This window comes from Demetria terragena DSM 11295 (assembly GCF_000376825.1).
In the GTDB taxonomy this organism is placed as follows: domain Bacteria; phylum Actinomycetota; class Actinomycetes; order Actinomycetales; family Dermatophilaceae; genus Demetria; species Demetria terragena.
Genome location: NZ_AQXW01000003.1, coordinates 264,146 through 288,898, shown reverse-complemented (window position 1 = coordinate 288,898; position 24,753 = coordinate 264,146). Strand labels below are relative to the sequence as shown.

The 24,753-nt window shown below is 65.9% G+C and carries 29 protein-coding genes and 1 pseudogene; 10 read left to right on the top strand and 20 right to left on the bottom strand.

What is annotated here, in order from left to right:
• Nucleotides 1-22: 22 nt before the first annotated feature.
• Nucleotides 23-670, bottom strand: a complete 648-nt coding sequence (locus tag F562_RS0103315; protein WP_018155506.1) for a peptidoglycan-binding domain-containing protein — start codon at nt 668-670, stop codon at nt 23-25.
• 153 nt (nt 671-823) lie between these two features.
• On the opposite strand from F562_RS0103315, the gene F562_RS0103310 reads away from it, so the two are divergent.
• Nucleotides 824-1,336, top strand: coding sequence for a MarR family winged helix-turn-helix transcriptional regulator (locus F562_RS0103310; RefSeq protein WP_018155505.1), 513 nt, complete (start codon nt 824-826; stop codon nt 1,334-1,336).
• Nucleotides 1,337-1,338: 2 nt separating this feature from the next.
• Nucleotides 1,339-2,220, top strand: a complete 882-nt coding sequence (locus tag F562_RS0103305) for an amidohydrolase family protein (RefSeq protein ID WP_018155504.1) — start codon at nt 1,339-1,341, stop codon at nt 2,218-2,220.
• Between the two features lie 718 nt (nt 2,221-2,938).
• Here the strand turns inward: F562_RS0103305 and F562_RS0103295 are convergent.
• The 8 genes from F562_RS0103295 to F562_RS17895 form a co-directional block, all read right to left on the bottom strand.
• Nucleotides 2,939-4,498 (bottom strand): AbgT family transporter, encoded by a 1,560-nt coding sequence (locus F562_RS0103295; protein ID WP_018155502.1) that lies wholly within the window; start codon nt 4,496-4,498, stop codon nt 2,939-2,941.
• Nucleotides 4,495-5,451, bottom strand: coding sequence for a CE1 family esterase (locus tag F562_RS0103290; protein WP_018155501.1), 957 nt, complete (start codon nt 5,449-5,451; stop codon nt 4,495-4,497). Before F562_RS0103290 ends, F562_RS0103295 begins: the two co-directional genes overlap by 4 nt.
• Before the next feature lie 89 nt (nt 5,452-5,540).
• A complete protein-coding gene (locus F562_RS17900; protein ID WP_245553605.1) occupies nt 5,541-6,299 on the bottom strand; it encodes a creatininase family protein in 759 nt (252 codons plus the stop codon).
• The gene (locus tag F562_RS0103280) at nt 6,296-6,982 is read right to left on the bottom strand and encodes a FadR/GntR family transcriptional regulator (protein ID WP_018155499.1); all 687 of its coding nucleotides are present in this window, start codon (nt 6,980-6,982) and stop codon (nt 6,296-6,298) included. Before F562_RS0103280 ends, F562_RS17900 begins: the two co-directional genes overlap by 4 nt.
• 83 nt (nt 6,983-7,065) lie before the next feature.
• Nucleotides 7,066-7,833: a type I methionyl aminopeptidase gene (map, locus tag F562_RS0103275; protein WP_018155498.1), complete on the bottom strand. Its 768-nt coding sequence runs from the start codon at nt 7,831-7,833 to the stop codon at nt 7,066-7,068.
• Nucleotides 7,834-7,873: 40 nt separating this feature from the next.
• On the bottom strand, nt 7,874-8,359 hold the full coding sequence (locus tag F562_RS0103270) for a hypothetical protein (RefSeq protein WP_018155497.1): 486 nt from the start codon (nt 8,357-8,359) through the stop codon (nt 7,874-7,876).
• A gap of 7 nt (nt 8,360-8,366) precedes the next feature.
• A complete protein-coding gene (locus F562_RS0103265) occupies nt 8,367-9,779 on the bottom strand; it encodes a GntP family permease (protein WP_018155496.1) in 1,413 nt (470 codons plus the stop codon).
• Complete coding sequence (locus F562_RS17895) at nt 9,776-10,789, bottom strand: AraC family transcriptional regulator (protein WP_156822494.1); 1,014 nt, start codon at nt 10,787-10,789, stop codon at nt 9,776-9,778. The genes F562_RS0103265 and F562_RS17895 overlap by 4 nt, the downstream gene beginning before the upstream one ends.
• A gap of 148 nt (nt 10,790-10,937) precedes the next feature.
• Between F562_RS17895 and F562_RS0103255 the strand changes: the two genes are divergently transcribed.
• Nucleotides 10,938-11,801, top strand: a complete 864-nt coding sequence (locus tag F562_RS0103255; RefSeq protein ID WP_018155494.1) for an NmrA family NAD(P)-binding protein — start codon at nt 10,938-10,940, stop codon at nt 11,799-11,801.
• Nucleotides 11,802-11,865: 64 nt separating this feature from the next.
• Nucleotides 11,866-12,348, top strand: a complete 483-nt coding sequence (locus F562_RS0103250; protein WP_018155493.1) for an anthrone oxygenase family protein — start codon at nt 11,866-11,868, stop codon at nt 12,346-12,348.
• Nucleotides 12,349-12,392: 44 nt separating this feature from the next.
• Here the strand turns inward: F562_RS0103250 and F562_RS0103245 are convergent, their stop codons facing one another.
• Entirely contained in the window at nt 12,393-12,971 is a 579-nt protein-coding gene (locus tag F562_RS0103245) for a TetR/AcrR family transcriptional regulator (protein ID WP_018155492.1), read from the bottom strand.
• 100 nt (nt 12,972-13,071) lie between these two features.
• Between F562_RS0103245 and F562_RS0103240 the strand changes: the two genes are divergently transcribed.
• On the top strand, nt 13,072-13,848 hold the full coding sequence (locus F562_RS0103240; protein WP_018155491.1) for an SDR family oxidoreductase: 777 nt from the start codon (nt 13,072-13,074) through the stop codon (nt 13,846-13,848).
• 29 nt (nt 13,849-13,877) lie between these two features.
• Nucleotides 13,878-14,288: a GlcG/HbpS family heme-binding protein gene (locus F562_RS0103235; protein WP_018155490.1), complete on the top strand. Its 411-nt coding sequence runs from the start codon at nt 13,878-13,880 to the stop codon at nt 14,286-14,288.
• Between the two features lie 350 nt (nt 14,289-14,638).
• On the opposite strand, the gene F562_RS0103230 is transcribed toward F562_RS0103235, so the two are convergent.
• Both F562_RS0103230 and F562_RS0103225 read right to left on the bottom strand, forming a co-directional pair.
• Nucleotides 14,639-15,211, bottom strand: coding sequence for a cyclophilin-like fold protein (locus tag F562_RS0103230; protein WP_018155489.1), 573 nt, complete (start codon nt 15,209-15,211; stop codon nt 14,639-14,641).
• Nucleotides 15,212-15,252: 41 nt separating this feature from the next.
• Nucleotides 15,253-16,020 carry an SDR family NAD(P)-dependent oxidoreductase gene (locus F562_RS0103225; protein ID WP_026180966.1) on the bottom strand — a complete coding sequence of 256 codons (768 nt, stop codon included), beginning with the start codon at nt 16,018-16,020 and terminating at the stop codon, nt 15,253-15,255.
• Nucleotides 16,021-16,157: 137 nt separating this feature from the next.
• On the opposite strand from F562_RS0103225, the gene F562_RS0103220 reads away from it, so the two are divergent.
• Complete coding sequence (locus F562_RS0103220; protein ID WP_018155487.1) at nt 16,158-17,501, top strand: MFS transporter; 1,344 nt, start codon at nt 16,158-16,160, stop codon at nt 17,499-17,501.
• 182 nt (nt 17,502-17,683) lie between these two features.
• Here F562_RS0103220 and F562_RS17890 read toward each other — a convergent pair whose 3' ends face one another.
• Together F562_RS17890 and F562_RS0103210 are read right to left on the bottom strand one after the other, a co-directional pair.
• A complete protein-coding gene (locus tag F562_RS17890) occupies nt 17,684-17,896 on the bottom strand; it encodes a cyclophilin-like fold protein (protein ID WP_018155486.1) in 213 nt (70 codons plus the stop codon).
• Between the two features lie 26 nt (nt 17,897-17,922).
• A complete protein-coding gene (locus tag F562_RS0103210; RefSeq protein WP_018155485.1) occupies nt 17,923-18,843 on the bottom strand; it encodes a helix-turn-helix transcriptional regulator in 921 nt (306 codons plus the stop codon).
• 130 nt (nt 18,844-18,973) lie between these two features.
• On the opposite strand from F562_RS0103210, the gene F562_RS0103205 reads away from it, so the two are divergent.
• Nucleotides 18,974-19,996 carry a zinc-dependent alcohol dehydrogenase family protein gene (locus tag F562_RS0103205; RefSeq protein ID WP_018155484.1) on the top strand — a complete coding sequence of 341 codons (1,023 nt, stop codon included), beginning with the start codon at nt 18,974-18,976 and terminating at the stop codon, nt 19,994-19,996.
• Nucleotides 19,997-20,125: 129 nt separating this feature from the next.
• Here F562_RS0103205 and F562_RS20500 read toward each other — a convergent pair.
• A pseudogene (locus F562_RS20500) lies at nt 20,126-20,448 on the bottom strand (zinc finger domain-containing protein); the annotation flags it as partial.
• Between F562_RS20500 and F562_RS0103200 the strand changes: the two are divergent.
• Nucleotides 20,392-20,601 carry a hypothetical protein gene (locus F562_RS0103200; protein WP_018155483.1) on the top strand — a complete coding sequence of 70 codons (210 nt, stop codon included), beginning with the start codon at nt 20,392-20,394 and terminating at the stop codon, nt 20,599-20,601. The pseudogene F562_RS20500 and the gene F562_RS0103200 sit on opposite strands and share 57 nt — an antisense overlap.
• A 75-nt stretch (nt 20,602-20,676) precedes the next feature.
• Here F562_RS0103200 and mutM read toward each other — a convergent pair whose 3' ends face one another.
• From mutM to F562_RS0103185, 4 genes are read right to left on the bottom strand one after another with little or no spacing between them, the layout of a single operon-like run.
• Nucleotides 20,677-21,537 (bottom strand): bifunctional DNA-formamidopyrimidine glycosylase/DNA-(apurinic or apyrimidinic site) lyase, encoded by an 861-nt coding sequence (mutM, locus tag F562_RS0103195; RefSeq protein ID WP_018155482.1) that lies wholly within the window; start codon nt 21,535-21,537, stop codon nt 20,677-20,679.
• 3 nt (nt 21,538-21,540) lie between these two features.
• The gene (gene rnc, locus F562_RS0103190) at nt 21,541-22,299 is read right to left on the bottom strand and encodes a ribonuclease III (protein ID WP_018155481.1); all 759 of its coding nucleotides are present in this window, start codon (nt 22,297-22,299) and stop codon (nt 21,541-21,543) included.
• 15 nt (nt 22,300-22,314) lie between these two features.
• Nucleotides 22,315-22,509 carry a 50S ribosomal protein L32 gene (rpmF, locus tag F562_RS20495; RefSeq protein WP_083915442.1) on the bottom strand — a complete coding sequence of 65 codons (195 nt, stop codon included), beginning with the start codon at nt 22,507-22,509 and terminating at the stop codon, nt 22,315-22,317.
• A 1-nt stretch (nt 22,510) separates the two neighbouring features.
• Nucleotides 22,511-23,095 carry a YceD family protein gene (locus tag F562_RS0103185; protein ID WP_026180965.1) on the bottom strand — a complete coding sequence of 195 codons (585 nt, stop codon included), beginning with the start codon at nt 23,093-23,095 and terminating at the stop codon, nt 22,511-22,513.
• A 119-nt stretch (nt 23,096-23,214) separates the two neighbouring features.
• On the opposite strand from F562_RS0103185, the gene F562_RS0103180 reads away from it, so the two are divergent.
• Entirely contained in the window at nt 23,215-24,141 is a 927-nt protein-coding gene (locus F562_RS0103180) for a diacylglycerol/lipid kinase family protein (RefSeq protein ID WP_018155479.1), read from the top strand.
• Here F562_RS0103180 and F562_RS0103175 read toward each other — a convergent pair.
• Entirely contained in the window at nt 24,138-24,695 is a 558-nt protein-coding gene (locus tag F562_RS0103175; protein ID WP_018155478.1) for a helix-turn-helix domain-containing protein, read from the bottom strand. The genes F562_RS0103180 and F562_RS0103175 overlap by 4 nt on opposite strands.
• Nucleotides 24,696-24,753 lie beyond the last annotated feature (58 nt).

Here is a 24,753-nt window from a genome sequence, read left to right as displayed (position 1 = left end):
AGGCGTCAGTCGTACGCCGTTCTTACGGAATGGGCTCGACCGTCGGACCTTGGCTGGCCAACAGGTCTCGGGCGAAGCCCTCCCATTGGGCGTAGGCATCCGGGAATGCCGAACGCTGGACCGCCTGAGCGGCATTGCCTGGGGGCATCGTCTCCCATCCGACAATCTGCTTCAGGCCGGGATTGTTGCCAAACGTCGCGACGCCGTAGAAAGACTTGCTGGACGTCGCGACGTCAGTGATCTGCTCGGGCGTACCCCATCCCGTGCTGGGGCGCTGCTGGAAGATGCCCAACGAGTCGTGGTCGACCGCCACCGTGTAGTTGACGAACTTTGATTCCTGCATGGCTGTCATCAACGCGATGACGATTCCCTGGTCGTTGAACCCTGCGCCCTTACCGACGCCAATCACTGTGCGGGCGTGGCCCATTTGGGTGGGGTCGAGGTCGACGGCCTCGTTGAAGTACTTCGCGGCTTCGGCCCCGGTTGCTGTCTGCAGCGCCTGCGCGGTTGAGGGGTTCACCGTGCCGGTCGCCGGGAGCCCGTGGGCCTGTTGAAATGCGCGCAGCCCCTCTCCGGTCGCTGCCTCGGGGCTGGCGTGGGCGCCGCCCGCCGAAGTCAACAGGAGGGCGGACGCGAGGACGGTAGTCAGTGACAGTGCTTTTCGTGACATGGCGGCAGTGTGGCGCAGACAAAACCCGACATGGTTATGAAATTGCCAAGACTTCGTTTGGATTGAGTCAAGGACCGCGCCGCGGGAGCGACATGTCCGCCGTGGGCAGCCCTACTCTCGGGCACAGGGCCGCACGGCTGAGACACTCGGCGGGTGAGCCAATCCTCCACCGATGACGTTGCCGATCGACACCTAGCGCGGTGGAGCGACCGATTTCCCGATCCTGAGGCGCGCGAAGCGCAGGTCGAGGCCGCCCTGGTCCGCTCGAACGAACTCGTCAAACGCAGCGAACGAGCACTACGGAGTCTGTTGGCCGACGACCCGCTCAGTTACGAGGATTTCCGGACCCTGCACGCTCTGCTCGGGAGCAACTCGCGCGGCGAAGCCGTCACGCCGGCGGAGTTGGCCGAGCGCGCCCGAGTGACGCGAGCCGGAATGACGAGCCGCGTGGATCGATTGGTCGAACAGGGTCTCGCGACCCGGACCCCCGACCAGGAAGACCGTCGGCGCATTCTGGTGACGGCCACCGAAGCTGGCATTGCCGCATGGACACAAGCCCTGGACTCGTGGGAAGCCCACGAACAGGCGCTGTTCAACAACCTGACGGATCGGGAGCTAGCCCAGTTGAATGCCATTCTGCGCAAACTCGCGCCGGAGGGGAGCTGACGATGCGTGACATCGACGTACCGGAGTTCTGGAGGGCCCTTGGCCTGCCCGGGTTGGCCGACATTCACGTGCACTTCCTGCCGGAGCGAATGTTGCAGAAGGTATGGACCTATTTCGACGAGGTCGGCGGCGAGCTAGGCGGCGGCCCCTGGACGATCACCTATCGCACCGATGAGCCGAGTCGTCTTGCCACGCTCCGCGAGCTCGGGCTCCGCGGGATTCCATCGCTGACCTACGCCCATAAGCCAGGCATGTCCGCCTGGCTGAACGAGTGGTGCACCGAATTCGCGCGCCGGGTGCCCGACGCTGTGCATTCGGCCACGCTGTTCCCCGAGCCTCGAGCAACCGAACACCTTGGTGCCGCACTCGATGCTGGCGCACGGCTAGTCAAGATGCACGTTCAGGTTGGTGCGTATGACCCCCGCGACCCGCACCTCGACGACGCCTGGGATCTGTTGCAGGACAGGGCCGTTCCCGTTGTTATCCACTGCGGTTCGGGGCCGGCGCCGGGATTGCACACCGGCGATGAACCCATTCGACAGGTACTCCGACGATTCCCCAGGCTCACCCTGGTCATCGCACATGCCGGCTCGCCGGAGTATTTCGAGTTCGCTGACATAGCGACGGAATTCGAGAATGTTCATCTCGACACCACCATGGTCGCTACGGACTTCACTGAGTCCCACGCACCCATGCCCGAGGGCTATGTCGCACGGTGGCGCGATCTCCAGCACAAGGTGGTCCTCGGATCGGACTTCCCCAACATCCCCTACCCGTACGCGCACCAGCTTGAGGCGCTCGAACGCCTGGATCTTGGCGACGAGTGGATGCGAGACGTGTTGTGGCACAACGGCGCACGCCTGATGGGCCTTGCCGACCAGTGATGCCGAATGTCGGCACCTGGCATCGGCGATCACCCGGTTGATGAACTCCCGCTGGTAACTCGCGCCCGAGTACTCATGGCGATCAGCACTCGATCTGCCGTCGTGCGCCGCGCCTGAATCGGATCGATCAACGTGCCGGCCGCCCGAAGGTGCGCGTCGCCTCTTCCTGAGCGTAGGTAATCGAGAGCATCGCAGCAGTGAACGACAATCCACTGCGGAAGTGTCGGATGGCGCGCGCGCCCGACCATGACGTGGATCGCTTCGCGATCCTTCCCCGGGCTCGCCGACGATGCCAAGTTCAGCGCGGTGTGCCAGCCCGCAGCGGCTGGCCACGCCGAAAGTACTGCAGCCCAACATCTTTGGTGCCAGGTCGGCTCACCGGTGTGATCGAGATAGATTCCCGGGAGAAGTGCCCGAAGTTCGTTGCGCCTCTGCCAGCGCTCGAGGTCATGTTGCGCGGCCCCACGGTCTAGGACCTTCCGGAGCGGGGTCTCGACAAGCTCGACCGGCGAGGGTCGCTCGACCGGCGAGGGTCACTCGACCGGCGAGGGTCACTCGACCGGCGAGGGTCGCTCGACCGGCGAGGGTCGCTCGACCGGCGAGGGTCGCTCGACCGGCGAGGTTCGCGGGCCAGTGGACAACACGCCAACACCCAGAAGGATGCCGATCGTCGGCACTCAGGACCGACGATCGGCATCTATCACCCGGATACTTCCGCCTAACGCACAGGCGCGCCCGGACCGAGCGGAATTCCCAGTCCCCACCAGACGAAGAAGAGGATGGTCCAGCACACTGTCATGGCGATCGCCAGCGGCAGCGTGTATGACGCCAGAGTCCCGATGCCGGCCTTCTTTCGGTATTGCTGCAGGAAGCCGAGCGCCATGACGAAGTACGGACTCATCGGCGTAATCGCGGTCGAACCAGAGTCGGCGATCCGGAAGAGCGCCTGAGTCGTCTCAGCGGGAATCTCGACCAGCATCAGCATGGGTACGAGCACCGGCGCCGCGATGGACCACATCGCCGATCCGCTGGTAACCATGACGTTCACCAGGGTGAGGATCCCCAAGACCAGCAGGAAGACCACCGCGACGGGAACGCCTGAATCCTGAATGAACTGGGCAGCCTCAACGGCGAGGACATCACCGATGTGGGTCCAGTCGAAGTAGGCCAAGAACTGCGCAATCGCGAAGAACAGCACCAGAACTGGCGCCATTTGCTTGATCCCCTGCGCCATGAGGGCGGGCACATCGCCCGCCTTGGTGATCGCCTTAGTGACCACGCCGTACACCACACCAGTGGCCCCGAACATGATCGCGACCACACCGGCGATCCCGTCCATGAACGGCGACTCAGCGATGGATCCGTTCTCCCCTCGCAGTGGTGAACTCTCCGGAAGCATGAGTGCAACCGCCAGGAGGAAGAGGCCCAGCAGGGTCAGCCCAGCAAGTTTGAGGGCACGCCGCTCGGTGCTCTGCAGCGTCAGCGACCCCATGTCCGACAGATCCGCATCCGGGTCGGCGTCAAGATCCGGTCGCTTGGACAGCACCAACTTGGTGACGAGGGTGATCACGGTCGCGAGCAACAACGACGAGGCGATGTTGAAGTACCAGTTGCTCACCGGGGTAACCACGGCCCCGGGGTCGACCACCTGTGCGGCGGCGGTGGTGATGCCCGCAAAGATCGCATCGTTCGGCGTCGGCACCGGGCTCGCGTCATACCCAGAGGCGATCGAGGTGTAGGCCACCACGATCCCGAGGATGGGTGACTTGCCCACCGCGCGGAAGGCCAGGCCACCCAGCGGTACGAGGATGACGTAGGCCGCGGCCGAGGCCACGTGCGACACCGTGCCAGCAAAGGCCACCGCGAAAATCACCCAGCCCGCTGGCACGCGAGAGACTCCCGCCTTCATGCCCGCCGCAAGAAAGCCCGTACGTTCGGCGATGGCCACTCCCATGATCACCACGACGATCGTGGCCATCGGCGGGAAGGACGCGAAGTTGTCCACCATGGTCGAGGACGCCATCGCCAAGCCGTCGCCAGAGAAGAGGTTTCGCACAGCGACGCGCTTATCGTCGGCGGGTGAGATCACGCTGACATCCATCGATGCCAACACGGCGCTGATCACCCCCACGATGCCCGCCAAAATCCAGAACAACCAGAAGGGATGTGGGAGAGCATTGCCAGCCCGCTCGACGACTCCCATGGCCCGGATGATGAACGGCAGCCTTTCGGTGTCGTTCTCCTCAACCGGCGCTTTCGGGGACGGGGCCGGGGTCATGACTGCGCTCCTGTCGTGGGTGCGAGTGCGTGCTTCTTGAAGAAGGCCCACGCGAGGTCAGCGGCCTCAACGGACTGTGTGGTGTAGCCACCACCGCTGTACGCATCCGCGCCGGGCCAGGTGTGCCCACCGCCCATGACCGACACCAACCCGACCTGATTGTCGCCGCACCCTCGGTAGCGGGAATCGACTGCGTCATAAGCGAGTACGCGGGTCTGGGGTTTGTCGGTGCACCCTGCCTTGGTGGCCCACTCCCGCGCCCAGGAGTTGAGCATCGGCAGGTCACGATCCTGGTCACCGGCGTAGGGGATGGTGACGTCGTCGGTCCCGTGAATGCCAAGCACCGGCTTCGGCGCGGCCTTGGCGCAGCCCTGTCGTGAGGCCGGATAGAGGGCTGCCGCGACCGGAGCGATGGCCGCAATCCGGTCAGGAAGCCGACACGCGAGGAGGTTGGCGAAGCCACCGCCGTTCGACTTTCCGGTGGCATAGACGCGGTTGGGGTCGGCGCAGAAGCCCTTGTTGATGTCGTTCAGGAGTGCGCGGGTCATGGCGACGTCGTTGACGCCTTCTGCGGCATAAGGTGCGCCCTGCCAGGCCTGCCGGTTGTCGTCTCCGATCACGCCATTGGGGTAGGCAACGATCGCCGGAAGGCCGGAAAGGCCTGAGAAGCCCTCCAATTCCGTGCCGGTGCTTCCGCGCCCGTGAAACGCCACGATGACCGGCCAGGCGCGATCCCTGTCGTACTTCTTGGGCAGGTGCAGGATGTAGTCACGCTCCAACCCACCACTGGTGAATGCGCGCTTCGTGCTGGTGTTCGCCGATTGTGTTGCTGGAGTGGAGCATCCGGCGACCTGGTTGGGCTGGGTGGCGGCCTGCGCCGGGGCCGCGACGGCCAGGCCGGTCAGCCCGATACCTCCGGCGAGGAAACTCGCGAGTGTTCGACTTCGCGTCATGGTTGGTCCATTTCCGCAGCCCGGATGGGCGTGCTGATCCTGCGTTCGACGCGGGCGCGTCGAACGTGGTGGGTGACGGGTGGTCGGAGTTAGGCGGCGGCCCACTCCGTGACGATGTGGGTCAAGGTTGCGACGGCTTCGGAGATGATCCGCTCGCCGTCGGCGGGAGTAACGCGAGTGGGGTCTCCGAGGACCCCATTCGAGGTGAGCCGGCCCCACGCCAAGGAAAGGTTGACGCCAGGAGCCCGCGATAGCCGCGCCAATGGGTCCATTTCGGCCAGCGTGGTCGCGCCCGGCTCAAGTAGTTCATTGCGCACCAGTTCTGGTGCGACACAGAGCATCTGGGCAGTCTCGGCTTCCCCGCAATGCCCGTGCACTTCGCTCACGCCGAGCGCGCCGATCGCGTCTTTGGCGAGGGCGCTCACGGCCACCCACGCGAACTCCACGTCGGGGTGCGTCCGCAGCAGGTCGTGTGCGGTCGCTCCCAAGGTTGCGTTGTTGCCACCATGTCCGGTGATCACCAGGAAGCGGCGGAAACCGTGATGCGCCAAGCTGTCGATGTAGTCAGTCAGCACGGCGGCAAAGGTCGCGGTCGACAGGGTGACCGTGCCAGCAAAGTCCCGATGGTGCGGAGACACTCCCACCGGGATCGAGGGACCGATCAGGATTTGGTCTCCGACTTCATCCGCGAGTCGGGCCGCAACCGCTTCCGCACGAATCGTGTCGGTCGCCATCGGCATGGCCGGTCCGTGCTGCTCGTACGCCCCGGCCGGAATCACGACCAGCGCATCCTGTTGCGCGGCGACTCCCGCTTCGCGAGTGGTCATTTCAGCAAGTCGATTAGTCACGCTCCGACCTCCTTGCCAGCCTGGGCGACGGCGTCGCGGATGTGGGCGAGGTGATCCCTGGTGAGTTGCTCAGCGCTGGAGGCATCTTGGTCCCGGATCGCCTCGAGGATCTGATGGTGCTCGGCGTGATCTCGCGTGCGGTCGGCATACTGATGCCGAATTTGAACCTGATCCAATCGCCTACTGGCGAGAAGGGATTCGATCGTTTCCCCGAGCAACGGATTGTTGCTCGCTTTGGCGAGTACGACGTGGAAATGCAGTTCTGGGCCGGCGCCGTCCTGAGGTGGGTGGAGCGCGTTGTCAGTGGCCGTAGCGAGCCGGTCCAGATCGCCCTCGACACGGTATTGCGCGGCCAGTGCCGCGATGGGCGGCTCCAGAGCCAGCCGGGCGTCGGCCAACTCAAGCGCTGAGCGCAGGTCTGCGACGGGAGCATGCGGGTTGCTGATGACCCGGCGCAGTACTCCCTCACCGACGTAGGTTCCAGATCCGTGCCGGAACCGTACGACGTCGATCGCTTCCAACCGACGCAACGCTTCTCGGACGGTGGGCGTCGTGACGTCGAAGCGCACCGCGAGTTGGCGCGACGATTCGAGCGCGTCGCCTGGCTCGAGGCCTTCGGCACGCACAATATCGACGATGCCGTCCGCGATGCGCTCAGAGAGAGATGTCGTGACTTGGGTCATAAAGTGACTAAATCACTTGTTGACTTGATGTGTCAAGCGTCACATCAGAATGCACTCCGCACGAGGGGCGGCGATCGGGCTTGTCAGGCCGGTGCGGTCAGCACCAGCGGGCCATCCGGCGTGACGGCGATCGTGTGTTCGGAGTGGGCACCTCGCGAGCCATCGTTGCTGCGCAACGTCCAGCCGTCGGGGTCGGTGTAAATCTCATCGGTCGTGGCCATGAACCAGGGCTCGATCGCAATGACGAGTCCCGGACGCAAGCGCAAGCCTCGTCCCGCCCGACCATCGTTGGGTACGTGCGGGTCTCCGTGCATGGTTCGACCGACCCCGTGCCCGCCGAACTGGGTGTTGATGCCATACCCAGCATCTCGCGCCACCGCGCCGATTGCTGCGGAGATGTCGCCCAGCTTGGCGTCGGGCTGTGCGACCTCGATCGCCGCGGCCAGCGCACGCTGGGTGGTGTCAATGAGCCGCTGGTCCTCGGCGCGAGGTGTACCGACGACCAGCGAGCGCGCCGCGTCACACACCCAACCGTTGACCGACACGGCGAAATCGACGGACAACAAATCGCCGTCCCTCAGCACGTAATTGTGCGGAAGGCCATGCAAGACAGCGTCATTCACCGATGTGCAGAGCACCTTTCCGAACGGGCTGGCACCAAAACTGGGGTGGTAATCGATGTAGCAGGACTCGGCGCCTGCGTCTTTGATCATCCGATGAGCAAGGGCATCAAGTTCCAGCAGGTTGACCCCGACGTCGGCGGCCTCTTCCAAGGCGCCCAGCACTGAGGCAACGAACTGGCCGGCGGGCCGCATGGCCTCGATTTCTTGGGGCGTCTTGAGCTCGATCACCCGCCCACCGTACGCCGCCGAGCTCTGGTGCGATCGGCGCCTATCGGACTGCTGAGGTCGCGGCGGCTGGTGCCGGCCAGCCTGCGAGATAGCCGAGCCACGCGAAGGTCAGCCAGGGGCCATACAACATCACCCGCTCGCCGTCGGCGTCGACCGTGAACTCCCAGTGGGATGCCACGGCAGTCGGCTGATCCTCCTGGCTCTGGGCCTCGACCACGTTGGCTCGAAGGAGGTCGAGGTGCGGGGCGGCTTCGACGCTCGCGCCGGTCTGGGTCAACACGACGTCGCGAAGGACGCCATCGGCCGATTCGGTGGTCAGGCGCTCGAGGAGAAGTTCGGCATCAGGGTCGTCGGGCAACTCGGTGTCGTGATTCACCCTCCTGAGGGCCGGGCCGGAGTCCGCGCTCTGACTGTCCCACGGGCCGCTGTTGATACCGGCCTCGACCGCCGACCCCAACAGACGCTTGAAGACACCGCGCTTACCGGGCCAGACCACCGGCCAGGTCAACTTCTCTGAGATACGCATCGACGAATTATCCCAACGGCCACAGCACCGCGGCAAGAGCAAACGCGGTGAGACCAATCGTCGTCTCCATCACCGTCCACGTCTTGAGCGTGGTCTTCTCATCCATCTGGAAGAACCGGCTGACCAGCCAGAACCCGGAGTCATTGACATGGGACAGCACCGTCGAACCAGCAGCGATCGCGATGACTAGCAGAACCAAGCGCAGGTCGGAGAGGTTCGCTTCCGCGGCGGCCGCCGCGATCAACCCCGCGGTCGTAGTGAGCGCCACCGTGGCGGACCCCTGGGCGACCCGAAGGGCTGTGGCGATGACGAAGGCCTGCAGCAGCAACGGCAGCCCGAGGTCCCCCAACGACTCGGTCATCGCGGCGCCAATTCCACTGGCGCGCAGGACTCCCCCAAACATTCCGCCGGCGCCGGTGATCAGGATGATCGCGCAGATCGGCCCGAGCGCGCCGTCCATAAGACTCTGCGCCTCGGCCATCCGGCCGGGTCGAACCAGGACGGCGACAGAGGCCAGCACGGTCAGGAGCAACGCGACCGGCGTCTGACCAATCAAGACCAGGAACTCTGCCCAGCCAGCCTCGGCGTCGATGGCTCCGGAGGCGCCCAGTGTCGCCACCACGGTGTTGCTCGCGATCAAGGCGAATGGCAGCAACAGCAGCATCAGCACCACCGCAAACGACGGCTGGCGCAGAACGGCCTTCTCGTCCTCGTCGTTGCCATCGTTGACTTCTCCGAACAGGACGTCCGGAACATCAACGTGGAATCGCTTCCCGAGGAACTGGGACACGAGGTAAGAGCCGACGTACCAGGTGATGACGGCCAGTGGCAGGCCAACCACCAGGGTGAGTCCGATGTTGCCCTTGAGCGCCTCAGCCGCGGCCACCGGCCCTGGGTGAGGGGGAATCATCGCGTGCATCGCGGCGAACGCGCCGGCGGCAGGGAGCGCGTACAGCAGCACGGAACCGCCGAACCGTCGCGCGACCGTCAGGATGATCGGCAGAAAGACGACGAGTCCCGCGTCGAAGAAGATGGGGATACCGAACAGCAAGGCCGCGACGCCGAGAGCCAGCGGCGCACGCTTCTCACCGAACCGAGTCACCAGCGTGTCGGCAAGAATCTGGGCACCACCGCTCACTTCAAGTAGCCGCCCGAGCATCACGCCGAAGCCCACCAGCAGAGCGACAGATCCAAGAGTCGTGTTGAAGCCCTCCGCCATCGCAGCCGGTATGTCCCCCAACGGAATTCCCGCCGCGATGGCGGTGAGAAGGCTGATGAGCACGAGTGCCACGAAGGCGTGCAGTTTGACCTTCATGATGAGGAACAGCAGCGCGCCGACGGCGACCGCTGCAATCAGCAGCATGACCCCTGAGGAGTACGCCGGTTGCGGCACTTCGTCCGCGGCAATGAGGCTGATCATGACAACTCCCCAACGGTGGTGTGCGCGACACGCGTCGCACGGTTGACTGAGGGTACCGACGCGGGGTCATTACCCTGCCTGCGGACTGAGCCAGGCGTACGTCCAATGACGCGAGTGAAGGCTCGGTTGAAGGCTGCTTCGGATTGGTAGTTGAGATCTGTGGCGAGGCGCGCCGCGGTGATGTCTTCATTCAGGAGCCTCGCGTGGGCGACGTTCATGCGCCAACGGGTGAGGTAGGCGATGGGCGCTTCTCCCGCGAGTTGGGTGAAGCGTTCGCTGAACGAGGACCTCGACATCGTGGCGACCTGGGCGAGGCGTTCAAGCGACCACTCGGCGCCTGGGTCGTCGTGGATCGCTTCAATGGCTCGCCCGATTCGTTCGTCCTGTACGGCACGGAGCCACCCCACCTCGGTCTCTGTGCTGGTGGTGATCCAACTGCGGATCGCTTGAACGACAAGGATGTCGGCAAGGCGCGTGGCCACCGCTTCTCCACCTGGCTGCGGGTGGGCGAGTTCGTGAGCCATCAGCCGCAGGGTGTCGCGAACAGAGGATGCTGCGGACACGGTGTCGCCCCCCACGAACAGCACCGCGGGAAGACTGCGCATGAGCTCGCGAGCAGCCGGGTCGTCACAGGACACGACGCCGCAGATGAGCTGCGCGGCGCGACCATCGCCGCCGTGCTGGAGTACCGAGTAGTGCTCGCTCAGGTAGTTCTGTGGGAGCAGGTCGACCCGCTGGCTCGGCCCGGCGTCAGCGGTGCTGAGCAGGTCGTGCCCTCGTCCGTGGGGCACGAGGGCGAGGTCGCCCCCGCGGAGTTCTATGGGGTCGGCGCCGGGCAACCGCAAGTGGCAGGTTCCGGCGGTGACGACATGGAAACTCACCGAGTCCTCAATCGCTGGCATCTCTAGCGCCCACGGCTCTTTGAGCTCGGCGTGACAGTAGAAGGTGCTACGCATCCGGAGCGCATACAGCACCCGCGCGAGTCGATCTGAAGCCGACATTGGTTTCATGCGCGCATGGTCGCATATGGAGGGATCAGTTCGTCGTGCCGATCGGATGAACGAGCAAGTTCTTCGCACTATCAGACATGGTGACACCGAGATTTTGTCCCTAGCGTCGAGATTACAAGCAATCACGTCCAACCGAGGAGAACTTCTCATGTACGTCGTCGCAGGTTCCACCGGCCGAGTCGGATCAGCCACCGCAAGACGCCTACTCGCAGATGGTGCAGAGGTGCGAGTCCTCGTCCGGCATCAGTCAGCCGCTGCAGGCTGGGAGCGGCTGGGTGCCGAGGTCTGCACGGTCGCTCTCGAGGAAAGGGCAGAGCTCGGGGCCGCGCTCCAAGGCTGCTCCGGGTTCTTCGTTCTCCTGCCTTTCGATCTGAACGCGGACGATCTGAGCGCGCACGCTGACCGGTTGATCGCCTCCGTGGCAGGCGCGGTCACGGACCAGCAGGTTCCACATGTCGTGATGCTCTCCTCTGGCGGAGCTGACCTCGCAGAGGGGACCGGCCCCATCACCGGACTGCATCGAATGGAACAGGCCATGCTCGCCACTGGCACCACGCTGATGGCACTGCGCTCAGGGCACTTCCAGGAGAAGGTTGCCGATGTCGTCGACGTCGCCCGCGTGAGTGGCGTCTACCCCGTGTTCGCGGCCTCCGCTGACGTCCCATTGCCCATGGTCGCCACCCACGACATCGGGGAAGCCGCTGCGCTCGCCCTTCAGTTCCCGCCTGCCTCCAGCGAAGCGGTCGACCTCGTCGGCCCCGCACACACCGAGCGCGAGGTCGCCGCCCTGCTGGGTGACGTGCTCGGGCGCGAACTGCGGGTCGCCACGGTCCCCGAAGAGGCGTGGCCCGGCGCGCTGCTCGAGGCCGGTTTCCGACCGCACGTCGCCGAGAGTCTGGCCGAGCTCTACCGTGCCGACGAAAAGGGGTTACTGGCGCCCCGCGGTGACCGAGTCGTCCACACCCGCACGGCGGTCGATGCCACCATCGCCCGCATCAATGCGGCGCGCTAGTCGACCGCTGCCCGCTGCTTACATTCGCCAGCACACCACTCGCACGCCACGGAGGAAACGTCCCATGTCTTACGCCCTTGGCCCGCTGCTCCTGGTCGCAATCGTCGCTAACGGGCTGCTCGCCGGGCTCTTCTTCGTCTTCAGCGTCGCCATCGGGCCAGGCTTCGGACGCGTCGATGACGCCACCTATGTGCGCGCCTTCCGCGCGATCAACGCGGCGATTCTGAACGGCATGTTCGTGTCGGTGTTCTTTGTCGCGCCCTTGGCTGCCGTGGGATGCGTTCTCCTCCACGTGTGGCAGGACGGATCGACCTCTCTTCCGTGGGTGATTGCGGCCGCGGTCTGTTCGGTGCTTACCTTCGGAATCACCACGGCAGTGAACGTGCCGCTCAACCGCGAACTCGACCAGGCGCCGATCACCACCGACCAACAACGCCAGGCTGCGCGGCAACGGTTCGAATCTCGTTGGAACCGTTGGAACTACGCCCGCACGGCCACCAGCGCGGGAGCACTCACACTCCTTGCCACCACTCTCGCCGTCGCATAGCGGCTCGCTCGTTCTCCTTCGGAGAGCGCTCGTGGATCGTGTCGCTAGCCCCGGCCGCTGACTCTGGACTTCGCCGCCTTGACGAGTGCGTGAACTGATTCGACGAGCAGCGCGCGATGTTGCTGAAGGCGCGCATCCGACCATGAGTGCCCCTGGGCATGCGCCCGCAGACCTGAGGACGCGTACTGCCATGCGGTGATCTGACCAAGCAGGAGCGCAAGGACGTCCACCGCAGCATCATCGAAGATCCCCGCCAGTGCCTGCACTTTGGGCGCATACGCTTGCGCCTCGTCCGGCGACGCCTCGGACCTCTCAAGGCCCGCCCAGGACGTCAGTCGACAGATCTCAGGACGCGCCGTCAAGTAGTCGAAGAGCGCACCCGCATACCCCGGCAGGTCCTGCGCAGTGAACGGCACCTCCTCAGCCATCTCAGTCAGCGCCTGCGTCACGATCAGATCGAACAGATCGCCCTTCGATCCGAAGTGGACATAGATCGACCGCTTGTTGACCCGTCCGGACTCAGCGATCCGGTCGACTCGCGCCCCGGCCAAGCCAAACTGCGCGAACTCAGCCCGCGCCGATTCCAGGATCCGGCGCTTCGTTTCGGTGGCATCTGGAGGCACGGCTCCAATCCTATAGGTAACCATCTAGTTATTGACGATGATCAAACCGTGTGACAGTCTCCGTATGTAAATAGCCAGATAGTTACCTTCAGGAGTACTCGTGTCCCAGAGAATTCTCATCACCGGCGCCAGCAGCGGATTCGGGCAAGGAGCTGCACTAGAACTTGCCCGCCAGGGCCACGAAGTGATCGCGGCAGCCGAGACGTGGCCCCAGGTCCGCAGCCTCAGGAACGATGCTGACGCCGCTGGCGTCAAGCTCACCGTGATCAAGCTCAACCTGCTCGACAGCATCGACATCGCGCATGCGGGCTCTTTCGACGTGGACGTCCTCGTCCTTAACGCCGGCGTCATGGAGGGCGGTGCCGTGGTCGACATCCCACTGCAACGCGTGCGGGAATCCTTCGACATCAACCTGTTCGGACATCTCGAGCTAGTACAGGCCATCGCGCCGAAGATGATCGCCCGCAAGAGCGGGAGAATCGTGTGGACATCCTCGATGGGTGGGATACTCGTGGTCCCATTCCTCGGCGCCTACTGTGCGACCAAGCACGCAATCGAAGCCGTCGCGGGCTCGATGAAGGCCGAGCTGGAGCAGTTCGGCATCAAGGTCGCCACCATCAACCCTGGAGTCTTCGGAACTGGCTTCAACGACACCGGCGCTGAAAGCTACACACAGTGGTACGACGCAGAGTCCGCGCTTGTTCCAGTGCCGGACTTTGGTCCGTCCCTCGTCGGCCAAGCCGATCCCAAGGAAATGGTCGACGCGATGGTCGAGACGATCGTCTCCGATGACCCTGACTATCGGACCATGCGGCCATTGGACACCATCGACGCCGCCAAGCAGTGGCAAGAAACCGAGTGGACCCAGAAGGCCTGAGGCAGAGCAGAAGTTAAGGAACACATCTGATGTCACGCCCCACGCTCACCCTCGAGACCGCCACCCGAATCATTGACGCAGGGCAATCGAAGGCCCGCGACCTCGGACTCAATGCAGTCTTTGCCATCCTCGATGCCGGGGCAAACCTCGTCGCATTCGAGCGAATGGATGGAGCCTGGCTGGCTTCCAATGATCTCGCGCTGGCGAAGTCGCGAACCTCCGTCATGTTCGAGGCGCCGAGCGAAGCCCTGAACGCACCCCTACAGCTCGGCGAACCGGTCCCCCACTTCGACCACACCAACGGTGGACTCCTCCTCATGGGCGGCGGTGTTCCGATCACGGACGAGAAGGGCCAGCTCATCGGCGCGCTCGGCGTCTCGGGTGGGACCCCCGAGCAGGACGCTGAGATAGCCCGCGCTGCAGCGCCCCACGCTGATTGAGCAAGCGAGCGCCCCACGCTGGTTGAGCAGGCGAGCGCCCCCAGCGCGAGCCGTGTCGAAACCACTGACCGCGGTGGTCTCGACAAGCTCGACCATCGTGAGCAAGCTCGTACCGGCACCCATCGGAGTCGACTGATCGACGTCATCGCCTTCCCGCTGGCTCGGATTCAGGCGTACCCACGCCGTAGCGATCGCCCTGCGGCGCGCGATCGCCGTCCGAGGCACCGGGTGCGGACGGTCTCGCGTCGCCCCCCTTGTGCCCGTGCACGCGGTGAGGGCACCTCGCGCCGAGCACCGCTCCGCTCCGCTCCGCAGGAGGCCTCGTCTGGTCATCGTCGTCCTCTCGAGCGTCATTCTCTTGGGTCACGTTCTCTATTGGCGACAGCGATGGTGACCTGCTGTCCGTCCAGCAGCTCGATCTGGTCGATGTCCTTGGTCGCGCCGATCTTGGTCAGGTCGTTCGAGAAGGTGTTTCCCTCGGTGTTGTAGAAGAACCCGAGGTTGCCCCATGGCTTGTAGGAGAAGAGGTCTCCGATCTCCGGCTCGAGGCCCTCGGCGTCGGTGAAGTCCCACTCCCCGGTCGGGATGGCGACCTTCTCCTTGCCGCCGTAGTCGGAGAACTCGAGAGTCATCGGCAGCATCGCGAGGAAGGACCGGGTCGTGGGGTTGTCCTTCTCGATGACGACCTCGACGACGACGTCGCCGGCGGTGAAGCGCACCTGCGTGCCCACGACACCGTCCTCGCTGGAGACCTCCGAGGAGCGCGGCGCAGCGGTTGCGGGATCGGACGATGCCGAAGCGCTGTTCGCCGATGACGGCGCACCGGTCGCCGGATTGTCCTCAGCCGGCGCGCCGCAACCCGCGAGCGCGACGGCCGCGACCAGTCCCGCGGCTGCGGCGACGGCCAACTTCCGATTGCGCACAGCAGGGGTTCCTTAGTGTTGGCGCTTCATGCTCGGGGTGGTCATTGGGCGGTGTGGCCGGCGTCGACGGGCAGAGCCGCGCCGGTGACGTAGCTGGCGGCCTCGGAGCACAGCCACAGCACCGCGGCGGCGATCTCTTCGGGGCGGCCGAGCCGGCCCAGCGGCACTCCCGCGGCGGCACCGGCGCGGTCGAGCTCGCCGCCGTCGGCCATCCGGGCGACCATCGGGGTCTCGATCGTTCCCGGGCAGACGGCGTTGCAGCGCACGCCGTGCCGGCCGTACTGCAGGGCGACGCTCTTGGTCGCGCCGATGACGCCGTGCTTGGTCGCGTGGTAGGTGGTGCGGCCGTCGCCGCCGACGAGGCCGCCGCGGGAGGAGCAATTGACGATCGCACCCGAGCCCTGCTCGCGCATCTGCTTCAGCTCGTGCTTCATCGACGCCCAGACGCCCTTGAGGTTGACCACGACGATCTTGTCGAAGGCCTCCTCGGTCTCGTCGGCGGAGTCGACCGGCGGCAGCATGATGCCGGCGTTGTTGAACGCCATGTCCAGACTCCCGAAAGTCTCCACGGTGGTGCGTACGGCCGCGGCGACCTGGTCCTCGTCGGTGACGTCGCACACGACCCCGATGGCCCGGTGCCCCTTCGCGGTGAGCTCGTCGGCCAGGGCCTTGGCAGCATCGCCGTTCAGGTCGACGATGGCGACGCTCGCGCCAGCCTCGGCGAAGGCGCGGACGGTGGCCTCGCCCATGCCGGCGCTGCCGCCGGTGATGAAGGCCGTCTTGCCGGTGAAGTCATAGGTGACGGACATGGAGGGTTCTCCTTCTTCGGTGATCGGGACAGCAGCGCCGTCCACGCTTCAACGCTAAGCAGCCGGCAGCTCGGGCGGGAGTCCCTGTGAGTACCTCCATCAGGCGGGTCTCCCTCGGGCGAGGAGAACGTGGTGGCATGGATCCTGAGCGCTGCTGCGGCGTCCGCTCCAGCCGAGCCATCGACGCCACTGCCGCCCCGCACCGACCCCCGTACGAAGGATTCCATCTCGCCATGCCCGAAGCATCCGCTCGACCCGCCGCCGGAACTGCCCGACTGCCGCTGCTGATCTACGTTCTCGCCGCCGGGGTGTTCCTCATGGGCACCACCGAGTTCATCGTCGCCGGGATCCTGCCCGAGATCGCCGCCGACATCGGCGTGGGCGTCGCCGACGCCGGGCTGATGATCACCGTGTTCGCGATCGGGATGATCGTCGGCACCCCGCTGATGGCGATCGCCACCCTCAAACTCCAGCGACGGCTCGCGCTCTCGATGTCCCTGGTCGTGTTCGCGATCGGCCACGTCGTCGTCGCGCTGACGTCGAGCTTCCCACTCATCCTCGGCATGCGGTTCGTCACTGCTCTGGCCACTGGTGCGTTCTGGGCCGTCGCCGCGGTCGTCGCTGCCAAGGCCGTCGGGCCACGGCTGAGCTCCCGCGCCCTGGGCATCGTCCTCGGCGGCGGGATGCTCGCCAACGTCGTCGGCGTCCCGCTCGGCGCGTTCGCCGGGCAGGCCATCGGCTGGCGCGGCCCGTTCTGGGCGCTGGCGATCCTCGCGCTCATCGCCGTCGTCCCTGTCCTCAAGCAGGTGCCCGCGGACCCACGCGACGCCCCAGTGCCGTCGGTCAAGGCCGAGATCGCCGGCCTGCGCGACCTGCGCATCTGGCTCGTCCTCGGCGGCGCGGCCGTCGTCTGCGGCTCCTCCCTGGCCGCCTATAGCTTCATCTCCCCGCTGCTCACCGAGAACACCGGCATGGCCGCCTCGACCGTCCCGCTGGTCCTGCTCGCCTACGGCGTCGGCGCGCTGCTCGGTTCCAACCTCGGCGGACGGCTCGGAACCCACCGCCCCTTCGGCGTGCTCTTCACCGCCGCCGCCGCGACCTTCCTCGTCCTCGTGGGCCTGTCCCTGCTCTCCCACTCGCCGATCGCGACCATGATCCTGGTGTTCCTGCTGGGCCTGTTCGGCATGTCGACCAACCCGATTCTGATCGGCAAGGCCGTCGGCTACGCCGCCGAAGCGCCCACACTGGCGTCGGCGCTGAGCACCTCGGCGTTCAACTTCGGCACTGCCGTGGGCTCGTGGATCGCCGGGTACGCCCTGGAGTCCGCACTCGGCGCAACCGGGCCAGTCGTGGTCGGCGCAGCCATCGCGGCGCTGTACTTCCTCCCGCTCACCGCCCTGGTGCGCAAGGACCGAAGTGCGGAGCGGGCCAGCGCCGAGGAAGCCCGGCGCGAAGGCCAGATGGTGGCGGTCGAGGCCTGATCGCCCTTCGCCTGGAACATCGAGGACGCCCCGTCTCGCTGCGTGCGAGACGAGGCGTCCGCATGTGTAGTGGACGAGGCGGAGTCGCGAGACTTACTGCTCGGCAGCCGTGATCTCGATCCGGGTGCCGTCCGGCAGCCCGCGCAGCCGCTCGGGCGTCAGCTCGAAGCGTCCGACCCGAATCAGCCCGGGCCAGCCCCCGGCCGCGGCTCGTCGGCGCGCGGGACGCCACTGGTATCGAGGGCGTGGGGAAGCCGCGTCAGCTTCTCATGGTCATGGAAGTCGTCGAAGCCGGCCTCGAAGGGCAGCAGCTCACCGAACTGACCGGCGACGGGGTTGTCGTAGAGCTCGCCTTCTACGACCAAGTCGTCTCCGATGCACAGAGTGATCCTCACGGGTCGAGCTCCTCTCGAGTGCGTCGTCAGCCGAAGCGCTTTGACTGGTTGCCGTCGACGGACGCGCTCCGCTCTTCCTGGGCGGCACGCGCTTCGAGGTCTTCGCTCGCGACCCAGGAGGCGAGCACCTGCAGCCGCTCGGCCGACGGCGATCCCGGCTCGGCGGTGTAGATCGTGAGGGTCAGGCCCGGTTCGGCTTCCAGCTCCATCCCCTCGTAGGCCAGTGTCACCTCTCCCACCACCGAGTGGTGGAAGGTTTTGAAGCCGGTGCCGTGATGGCGGACGTCGTGCTCGCCCCAGAGCCGACGGAACTCCTCGTTCCGCGTGGAGAGCTCCCCCACCAGGTCGTGCAGCTCCTTGTTGTGCGGGTCCCGCCCCGCCTCGGTCCGCAGGATCGACACTGTGATCTCGGCGAACGAGTCCCAGTCGGGATAGAACTCGTGGGCGCGCTCGTCGAGGAAGGTGAACCGGGCGATGTTCGGCGGCTGACCGGGCATGTCGTAGGCGTCCTTGTAGAACGCCCGGCCCAGCGCGTTCGCCGCGAGCAGGTCCATCCTCCCGTTCCTGACGAACGCGGTACCGGCGGTCACCGCGTCCAGCGTCCACTGCAGGCTCTGGTGCGGTTTCCAGCCCTTCGGGCTGCGCTTCCGCGGAGGCCGACCGACCGGGCTGGCCGCGTGGGCGAGATCGAACAGGTGCGCCCGCTCGGCGTCGTCGAGCCGCAGCGCCGTGGCGATCGCGTGGAGAACCTCCGGGGACGCGCCGCTGATCGCGCCGCGCTCCAGCTTCGTGTAGTACTCGATGCTCACGCCGGCGAGGGTGGCGACCTCGCTGCGCCGCAGACCCGCTACGCGCCGGTTCGTGCCCGCTGGCAGGCCGACCTGCTCGGGGCTCACCTTCGCGCGCCGCGAGGTGAGGAACTCGCGCACTTCCGCCCTGTTGTCCATCACTCAACCGTAAGCGAGGCCGCCCGCCACGAGGGAGCCTCTCGCAGTACCCCTACCGAGCGGGACTCCCACGCACGCGCAGATCATGGTGTCGTTGACTGCGATGAACGAACGAGAACGAGGAGAAGCCATGCGCGCCGTCGTCATGCACGCCCCCGGCGACGTCCGAGTGGACGAGGTCGAGAAAGCCGCGATCGTCGAGCCCACCGACGCAGTCATCCGCGTCACCGCCGCCTGCATCTGCGGATCGGACCTGTGGCCCGACCGCGGAATCGAAGACGTGGCCGGCCCCACGCCGATGGGCCACGAGTACATCGGCGTCGTAGAAGAGATCGGCGACGCGGTGAAGCAGGTCCATGTCGGAGACTTCGTCGTCGGGTCCTTTGTCGCCTCCGACAACACCTGCGAGATCTGTCGGGCGGGCTTCCAGCCCCGATGCATCCATCAGGTGATGATGGGCGCGATCGGCACCCAGTCCGACTACGCCCGCATCCCGCTGGCCGACGGCACCCTCGTCAAGGTCGACGGCGAACCCACGCCCGCGCAGACCAAGAGCCTGCTGGCCGCATCCGACGTCCTCGGCACGGGCTGGTTCGCCGCCGTCGCCGCCGAGGCAGGACCCGGCAAGACCGTCGCCGTCGTCGGCGACGGAGCCGTCGGGTTGCTGGCCATCCTCGCCGCCAAGCGCCTCGGCGCAGACCGCATCATCGCGATGTCCCGCCACGCCGACCGCCGGGCCCTCGCCACCAGGTTCGGCGCGACCGACATCGTCGCCGAGCGCGGCGACGCCGGCGTCGCCAGAGTCAAGGAGCTGACCGGCGGGTACGGCGCGCACTCCACCGTGGAGGCCGTCGGCACCCAGGAGTCGATGATGCAGGCCATCCACGCCACCCGTCCCGGTGGACACGTCGGGTACGTCGGCGTCTCCCACGGCGTCGAGCTCGACGGCCTGGACCTGTTCTTCTCCACCGTCAGCCTGCTCGGCGGCCCCGCACCCGTGCGCCGCTTCCTGCCCGAGCTCATCGACCTCGTCATGACCGACCAGATCGACCCCGGCATCGTGTTCGACCTCGAGCTGCCCATCGAGCAGGCCGCCGAAGGGTACAAGGCCATGGACGAGCGCCGCGCCACCAAAGTGCTGCTCACGCTGTAGCCGGTCCTGTGATGCCCACCCGCGCAACCGCTGCTTCAGGAAGTCCGCGGCACTGTCCGCTCATCGCGATATCCGCACCCGGGTTGGGCCGGCGTTCCGCGTCTATCGGTGTGAACAACCGAACTAGCGTTATCCCTGGCAGCGCGGGCAAGAGTGGCTGGAGCGCTTCATGAATGCCTCCCGCTCCATCGGCGTACCGCACCGCGCGCTCAGCAGACCTTCGCAGCCGTACACCGCATGCGCTCGAGAGAAGTAGCCGCTGCGCCATTGACGTTGACATACAACTCATCGAGGGACGTACCACCTTGGCTAAGGGCCTCACGCATGACCTCTGCCGCATGCTCTAGAACTCGCCCGAGCGCTGGCTTAGTCAGGCTGCCCGTCATGCGACGCCCATGCACCATAGCTCGCCACAGCGCCTCGTCGGCGTAGATATTGCCGACCCCGCGAACGGATGGAGGGCATCGCTGGCGTGTTTCGGTGACTGGCGCGCGGCCGCCCGCAGTAACAGCATCCGCGAGCAGGAGATCACCATGATGGCCGAGTCGATCCAGCCGCGGCTGGAAGCCGTGCTCGCGGTTGCGACTGTGGGAACCGACACATAGGCGGAACGCCGATCGCAGCACGTCGTGCGAACCACGGGAGCAGGCGTTCCATGTGCCGGGCGTCGACCTGCTCGACTAACGCGGCGACCGCTGGCAGGACGGGCAGAAATGACTCGAGCGATTCATGAAGGATTCCCGCCTGATCGGCATAGCGCACCGCCGGCACGGATGGCCTTCGCGACCATAGACATCCAGGCTCCGGGAGAAGTAGCCGCTGGCGCCGTTGACGTTGACATACAACTCATCGAAGGACGTACCGCCCTGGCTGAGTGCCTCGCGCATGACCTCTGCCGCATGGTCAAGGACTCGCCCGAGCGCTGGCTTCGTGAGGCTGTCCGTCATGCGACGCCCGTGCACCTTAGCTCGCCACAGCGCCTCGTCGGCATAGATGTTGCCGATCCCTGACACCAGGCTCTGATCGAGTAGGGCCCGCTTGATCTCGGTGTGTTTGCCCTTCATCCGCCGCACGACTGCCTTCTGATCAAACGCAGCCTCAAGCGGGTCGGCGGCGATGTGCGCCACCACGGTTGGCACCTCGCGCTCCCCCGCTGGCACCAGATCGTCAAGTTGCAAGCCACCGAATGTCCGCTGGTCGATAAAGCGCAACTGTTGGGCAGACGACGCACTGCTGAGGTCAAACACGGCGTGCGCATGTTTTTCCATGGGAGCGTCAGCGGATTCCACCAGCATCTGCCCGCTCATCCCGAGGTGGACGACCAGCGCTTCATCCTCATCGAGCACCAGCCAGAGGTACTTTCCTCGGCGCTGAACCGCAGTAACGGTGCGACCGGTCAGTCGGTCGGCGAGATCCGCCGGGCCGGGCAGGTGCCGCCGGGCTGCGCGCGTTCCGGTGACCTCAACATGGGAGAAGGTTCGACCGACGACGTGCTCGGCAAGGCCCCGGCGTACGACCTCGACCTCAGGTAGTTCCGGCACGCCTCAGGACTTCTCCGTCGCCTTTTGGGCGCGCTCGCTGAGCACCGTCCAGGCTTGCTGAGCAGCCTTCTGTTCGGCCGCCTTCTTGTTGCGACCTTCACCCTCACCAAGAACTTCCTCAGCCACCATGACCTCAGCGGTGAAGACCTTGTCGTGGTCCGGGCCCACGGCACTCACTCGATAACTCGGCGGTCCCAGCTCGGCAGCGGCGACAGCCTCCTGAAGCGAGGTCTTCCAATCCAGCCCCGCGCCAAGATGGGTGGCCTTGGTCAAAAGATCGTCGAGCAGATGATGGACGAATCGACCGGAGGCCGTCAGCCCACCGGCGAGGTAGACGGTTCCGATCACGGCTTCCATGGTGTCGGCCAGGATCGAATCCTTGTCTCGGCCACCAGTGCCGAGCTCGCCCCGCCCAAGCAGCACGTAGTCACCGAGTCCCAGTTCGCGCGCAACTTGTGCGAGGGCACGCGAATTCACCACCGAGGCCCGGAGCTTGGCCAGTTGGCCTTCGGGAAGGTCCGGGTGCGCGGTGTAAAGGTGGTCAGTGACCACGAGGCCCAGCACCGAATCGCCAAGGAACTCTTGGCGTTCGTTGTGCGGTGCCCCACCGTTTTCGTAGGCGTAGGAGCGATGAGTCAGGGCACGCTGAAGCAGCGGCTCGTCGATCGCCGTGCCCGCAATCTCCGTGAGGAGAAGGGCAAGATGAGCGACGGGACGCTGCGTCGGCTTGGCTCGTCGGCTACGCCGGGCCTGCGAGTCCACGTCAGTGACGGGGCCTCAGCCCTGGTGCTCGGTGCGCTCTGCCGAGGCGTAGTGACGCCCGGCGTACGACCCGCAGGACGGGCAAGCCAGGTGCGGCTGCTTCAGTGCCGAGCACTGGGGGCACGACTGAGTCGAGACCGCGGTCGCCTTCCAGTTCGCACGACGCGAACGGGTGTTGGAGCGCGACATCTTCCGCTTCGGGACAGCCACGTCAGTTCCTCTTCTGCTCGTGGGGGTCGGACAGCTGGTCGCGTAGCGCGTCCAGTTCCTTCCACCGGGGATCTACCTGGTCATGGTGGTGCGTCGGGTCGTCTGCCAGCCTGGCTCCGCACTCGGAACACAAACCCGGGCAGTCTTCTCGACACACCGGCTGAAACGGCAGTTCGGGAACCACCGTGTCACGGATCACGGGCTCTAGATCAGCAAGTTCGCCATCCAGTTCCCGCACGTCGGCATCATCATCCTGGTCATCCACCTCATGGTGGTGAGCCGCGCGATCGGCGTAGACGAACAGTTCCTGAAGGTCAACATCCACAGGGACATCAACGGGCTCCAAGCACCGCACGCACGCGCCGGTCGCAGTGGCGCGTACCGAGCCGGACACCAAAACGCCCTCCATGACGGCCTCAAGCCGCAGGTCCAGCAGCAATGGCTGGCCCTCCGGCACCGAGATCACGTCAGTTCCGAGGTGGTCGGGTGCTTCGACCTCACGCTGCTTCTCGAGCATGGATCCGGGCCGTCGTCCCAATTCCCGGGTATCCAGGACTAGGGGACGGCGCGCGTCCGCATGCGTCATCATCAGCTCACGTAGGTCGAATTGGCTCGGCAACGCCAGAGAGACGAGGCCGACACCTCAGGCTACCGGAGCAGGCCCTTCCGCCCAAAAAAGCCCACGCACTTGGCACACTGTCGCGCGTGACCGCCGCCGCACCGAAGCGTACTGCGCTCGTACTGACCAACCCCACCGCTGGCCACGGGCGCGGCAAACGGGCCATCGAGCCGGCGCTGGCTGCTCTGCGCGAACACCGTCTCGACGTGGAGATGGTGTGGGCCAACTCTCGAGACGAAGCCCTCACCCGGTGCGCCGAAGGTGCCGCGGCACATCCCGACCTTTTGGTCAGCATCGGCGGGGATGGCACACACGCCGTGGCGGTACAGGCAGCCGTGGCGCACCAGGTGCCACTGGCCATCGTCCCTGCTGGCACCGGCAACGACCTCGCGCGCGGGTTGCGCATCCCCCGCAGATCCCCGAAGGCCGCCATCGCCGTCGCGACGTCTGGGCACCTCACGGCACTCGATGTCGTACGCGCGCGTACCGGCGACAGTGAGCGCTACGTCGCCACGGTGCTCACCGCAGGTTTCGACTCCCGGGTCGCCGACCGCACGAATGCGCTGACCTGGCCAGGCGGCCAAGCTCGCTATCTGCTGGCCATCGCTATCGAGTACGCACGGCTGCGCGCCGAGCCCATGCGCGTCGTGGTCGATGGGAAGGTCGTTCACGATGGGCCAGCCATTCTCACTGCCGTCGGGAACACGGAGTCCTACGGCGGTGGGATGCGCATCTGCGCCGGCGCCGATCCCCGCGACGGACTCCTGAACATCACCGTGATCGGCGCAGTGAAGCACCCCCGCCTGGAGCTCCCGCTGGTGCTGCCGAAGGTCTTTCGCGGTACGCACTTCAGGCACCCTGCCGTGCACCCCTTCCAGGGGCGCCGCGTTGAGGTGGAGGCGCCGACCACCGGGTACGCCGACGGCGACTCGGTCGGGACCCTCCCGGCACATCTGGAAGTCGTCCCAGGCGCCCTCAAGATGATGCTGCCGCGGTCATCACCGGACGATTAGTCGCCGCCGTCATGCCGATGGACCTGATGCCCGTCGCGGTCAAAAATCATGATGACCTCGGCGGGCCCGCCCAGCGCCGCGAACGCGTGCGGGGTCATGGTCGCGAACTCCGCGGCTTCCCCTGCCTCGACGGTTAACTGGCGGTCGCCAAGGAGTAGACGCACCCGCCCCTCAAGGACGAAAAACCAGTCGTGGCCGGGATGCACCCGCTGCTCAGGAACCACCGCGACCGGCTCCAGGCGCACCTTGAGCGCGACGATGTTGCCCGTGGCCTTGGTCAACATCCACGTGGTGCGGTCGCCGTCTTGACTCGGCGTTGGGCGGATGATGACGTCTCCGTCGACGTCATCCTCGAGCAGGGTTTCGACGTCAGTCCGCAGGGCGCGCGCCAGCGGCAGCAGCACGTCAAGACTGATGGACCGCTTACCTGTCTCGATGCGACTGATCGTCGACGGGCTCAGGTGCGAACGCTCCGCAAGATCGTCCAACGACAGCCCTTGTGACTTGCGCAAACTGCGCAGCCTGGTGCGGACCACACTCTCGATCTCCGACATCTGTCCTCCTGCAGACCAGCCTATCTTGCGAATTCTGCAAGCAACTTTGCGGATTGGA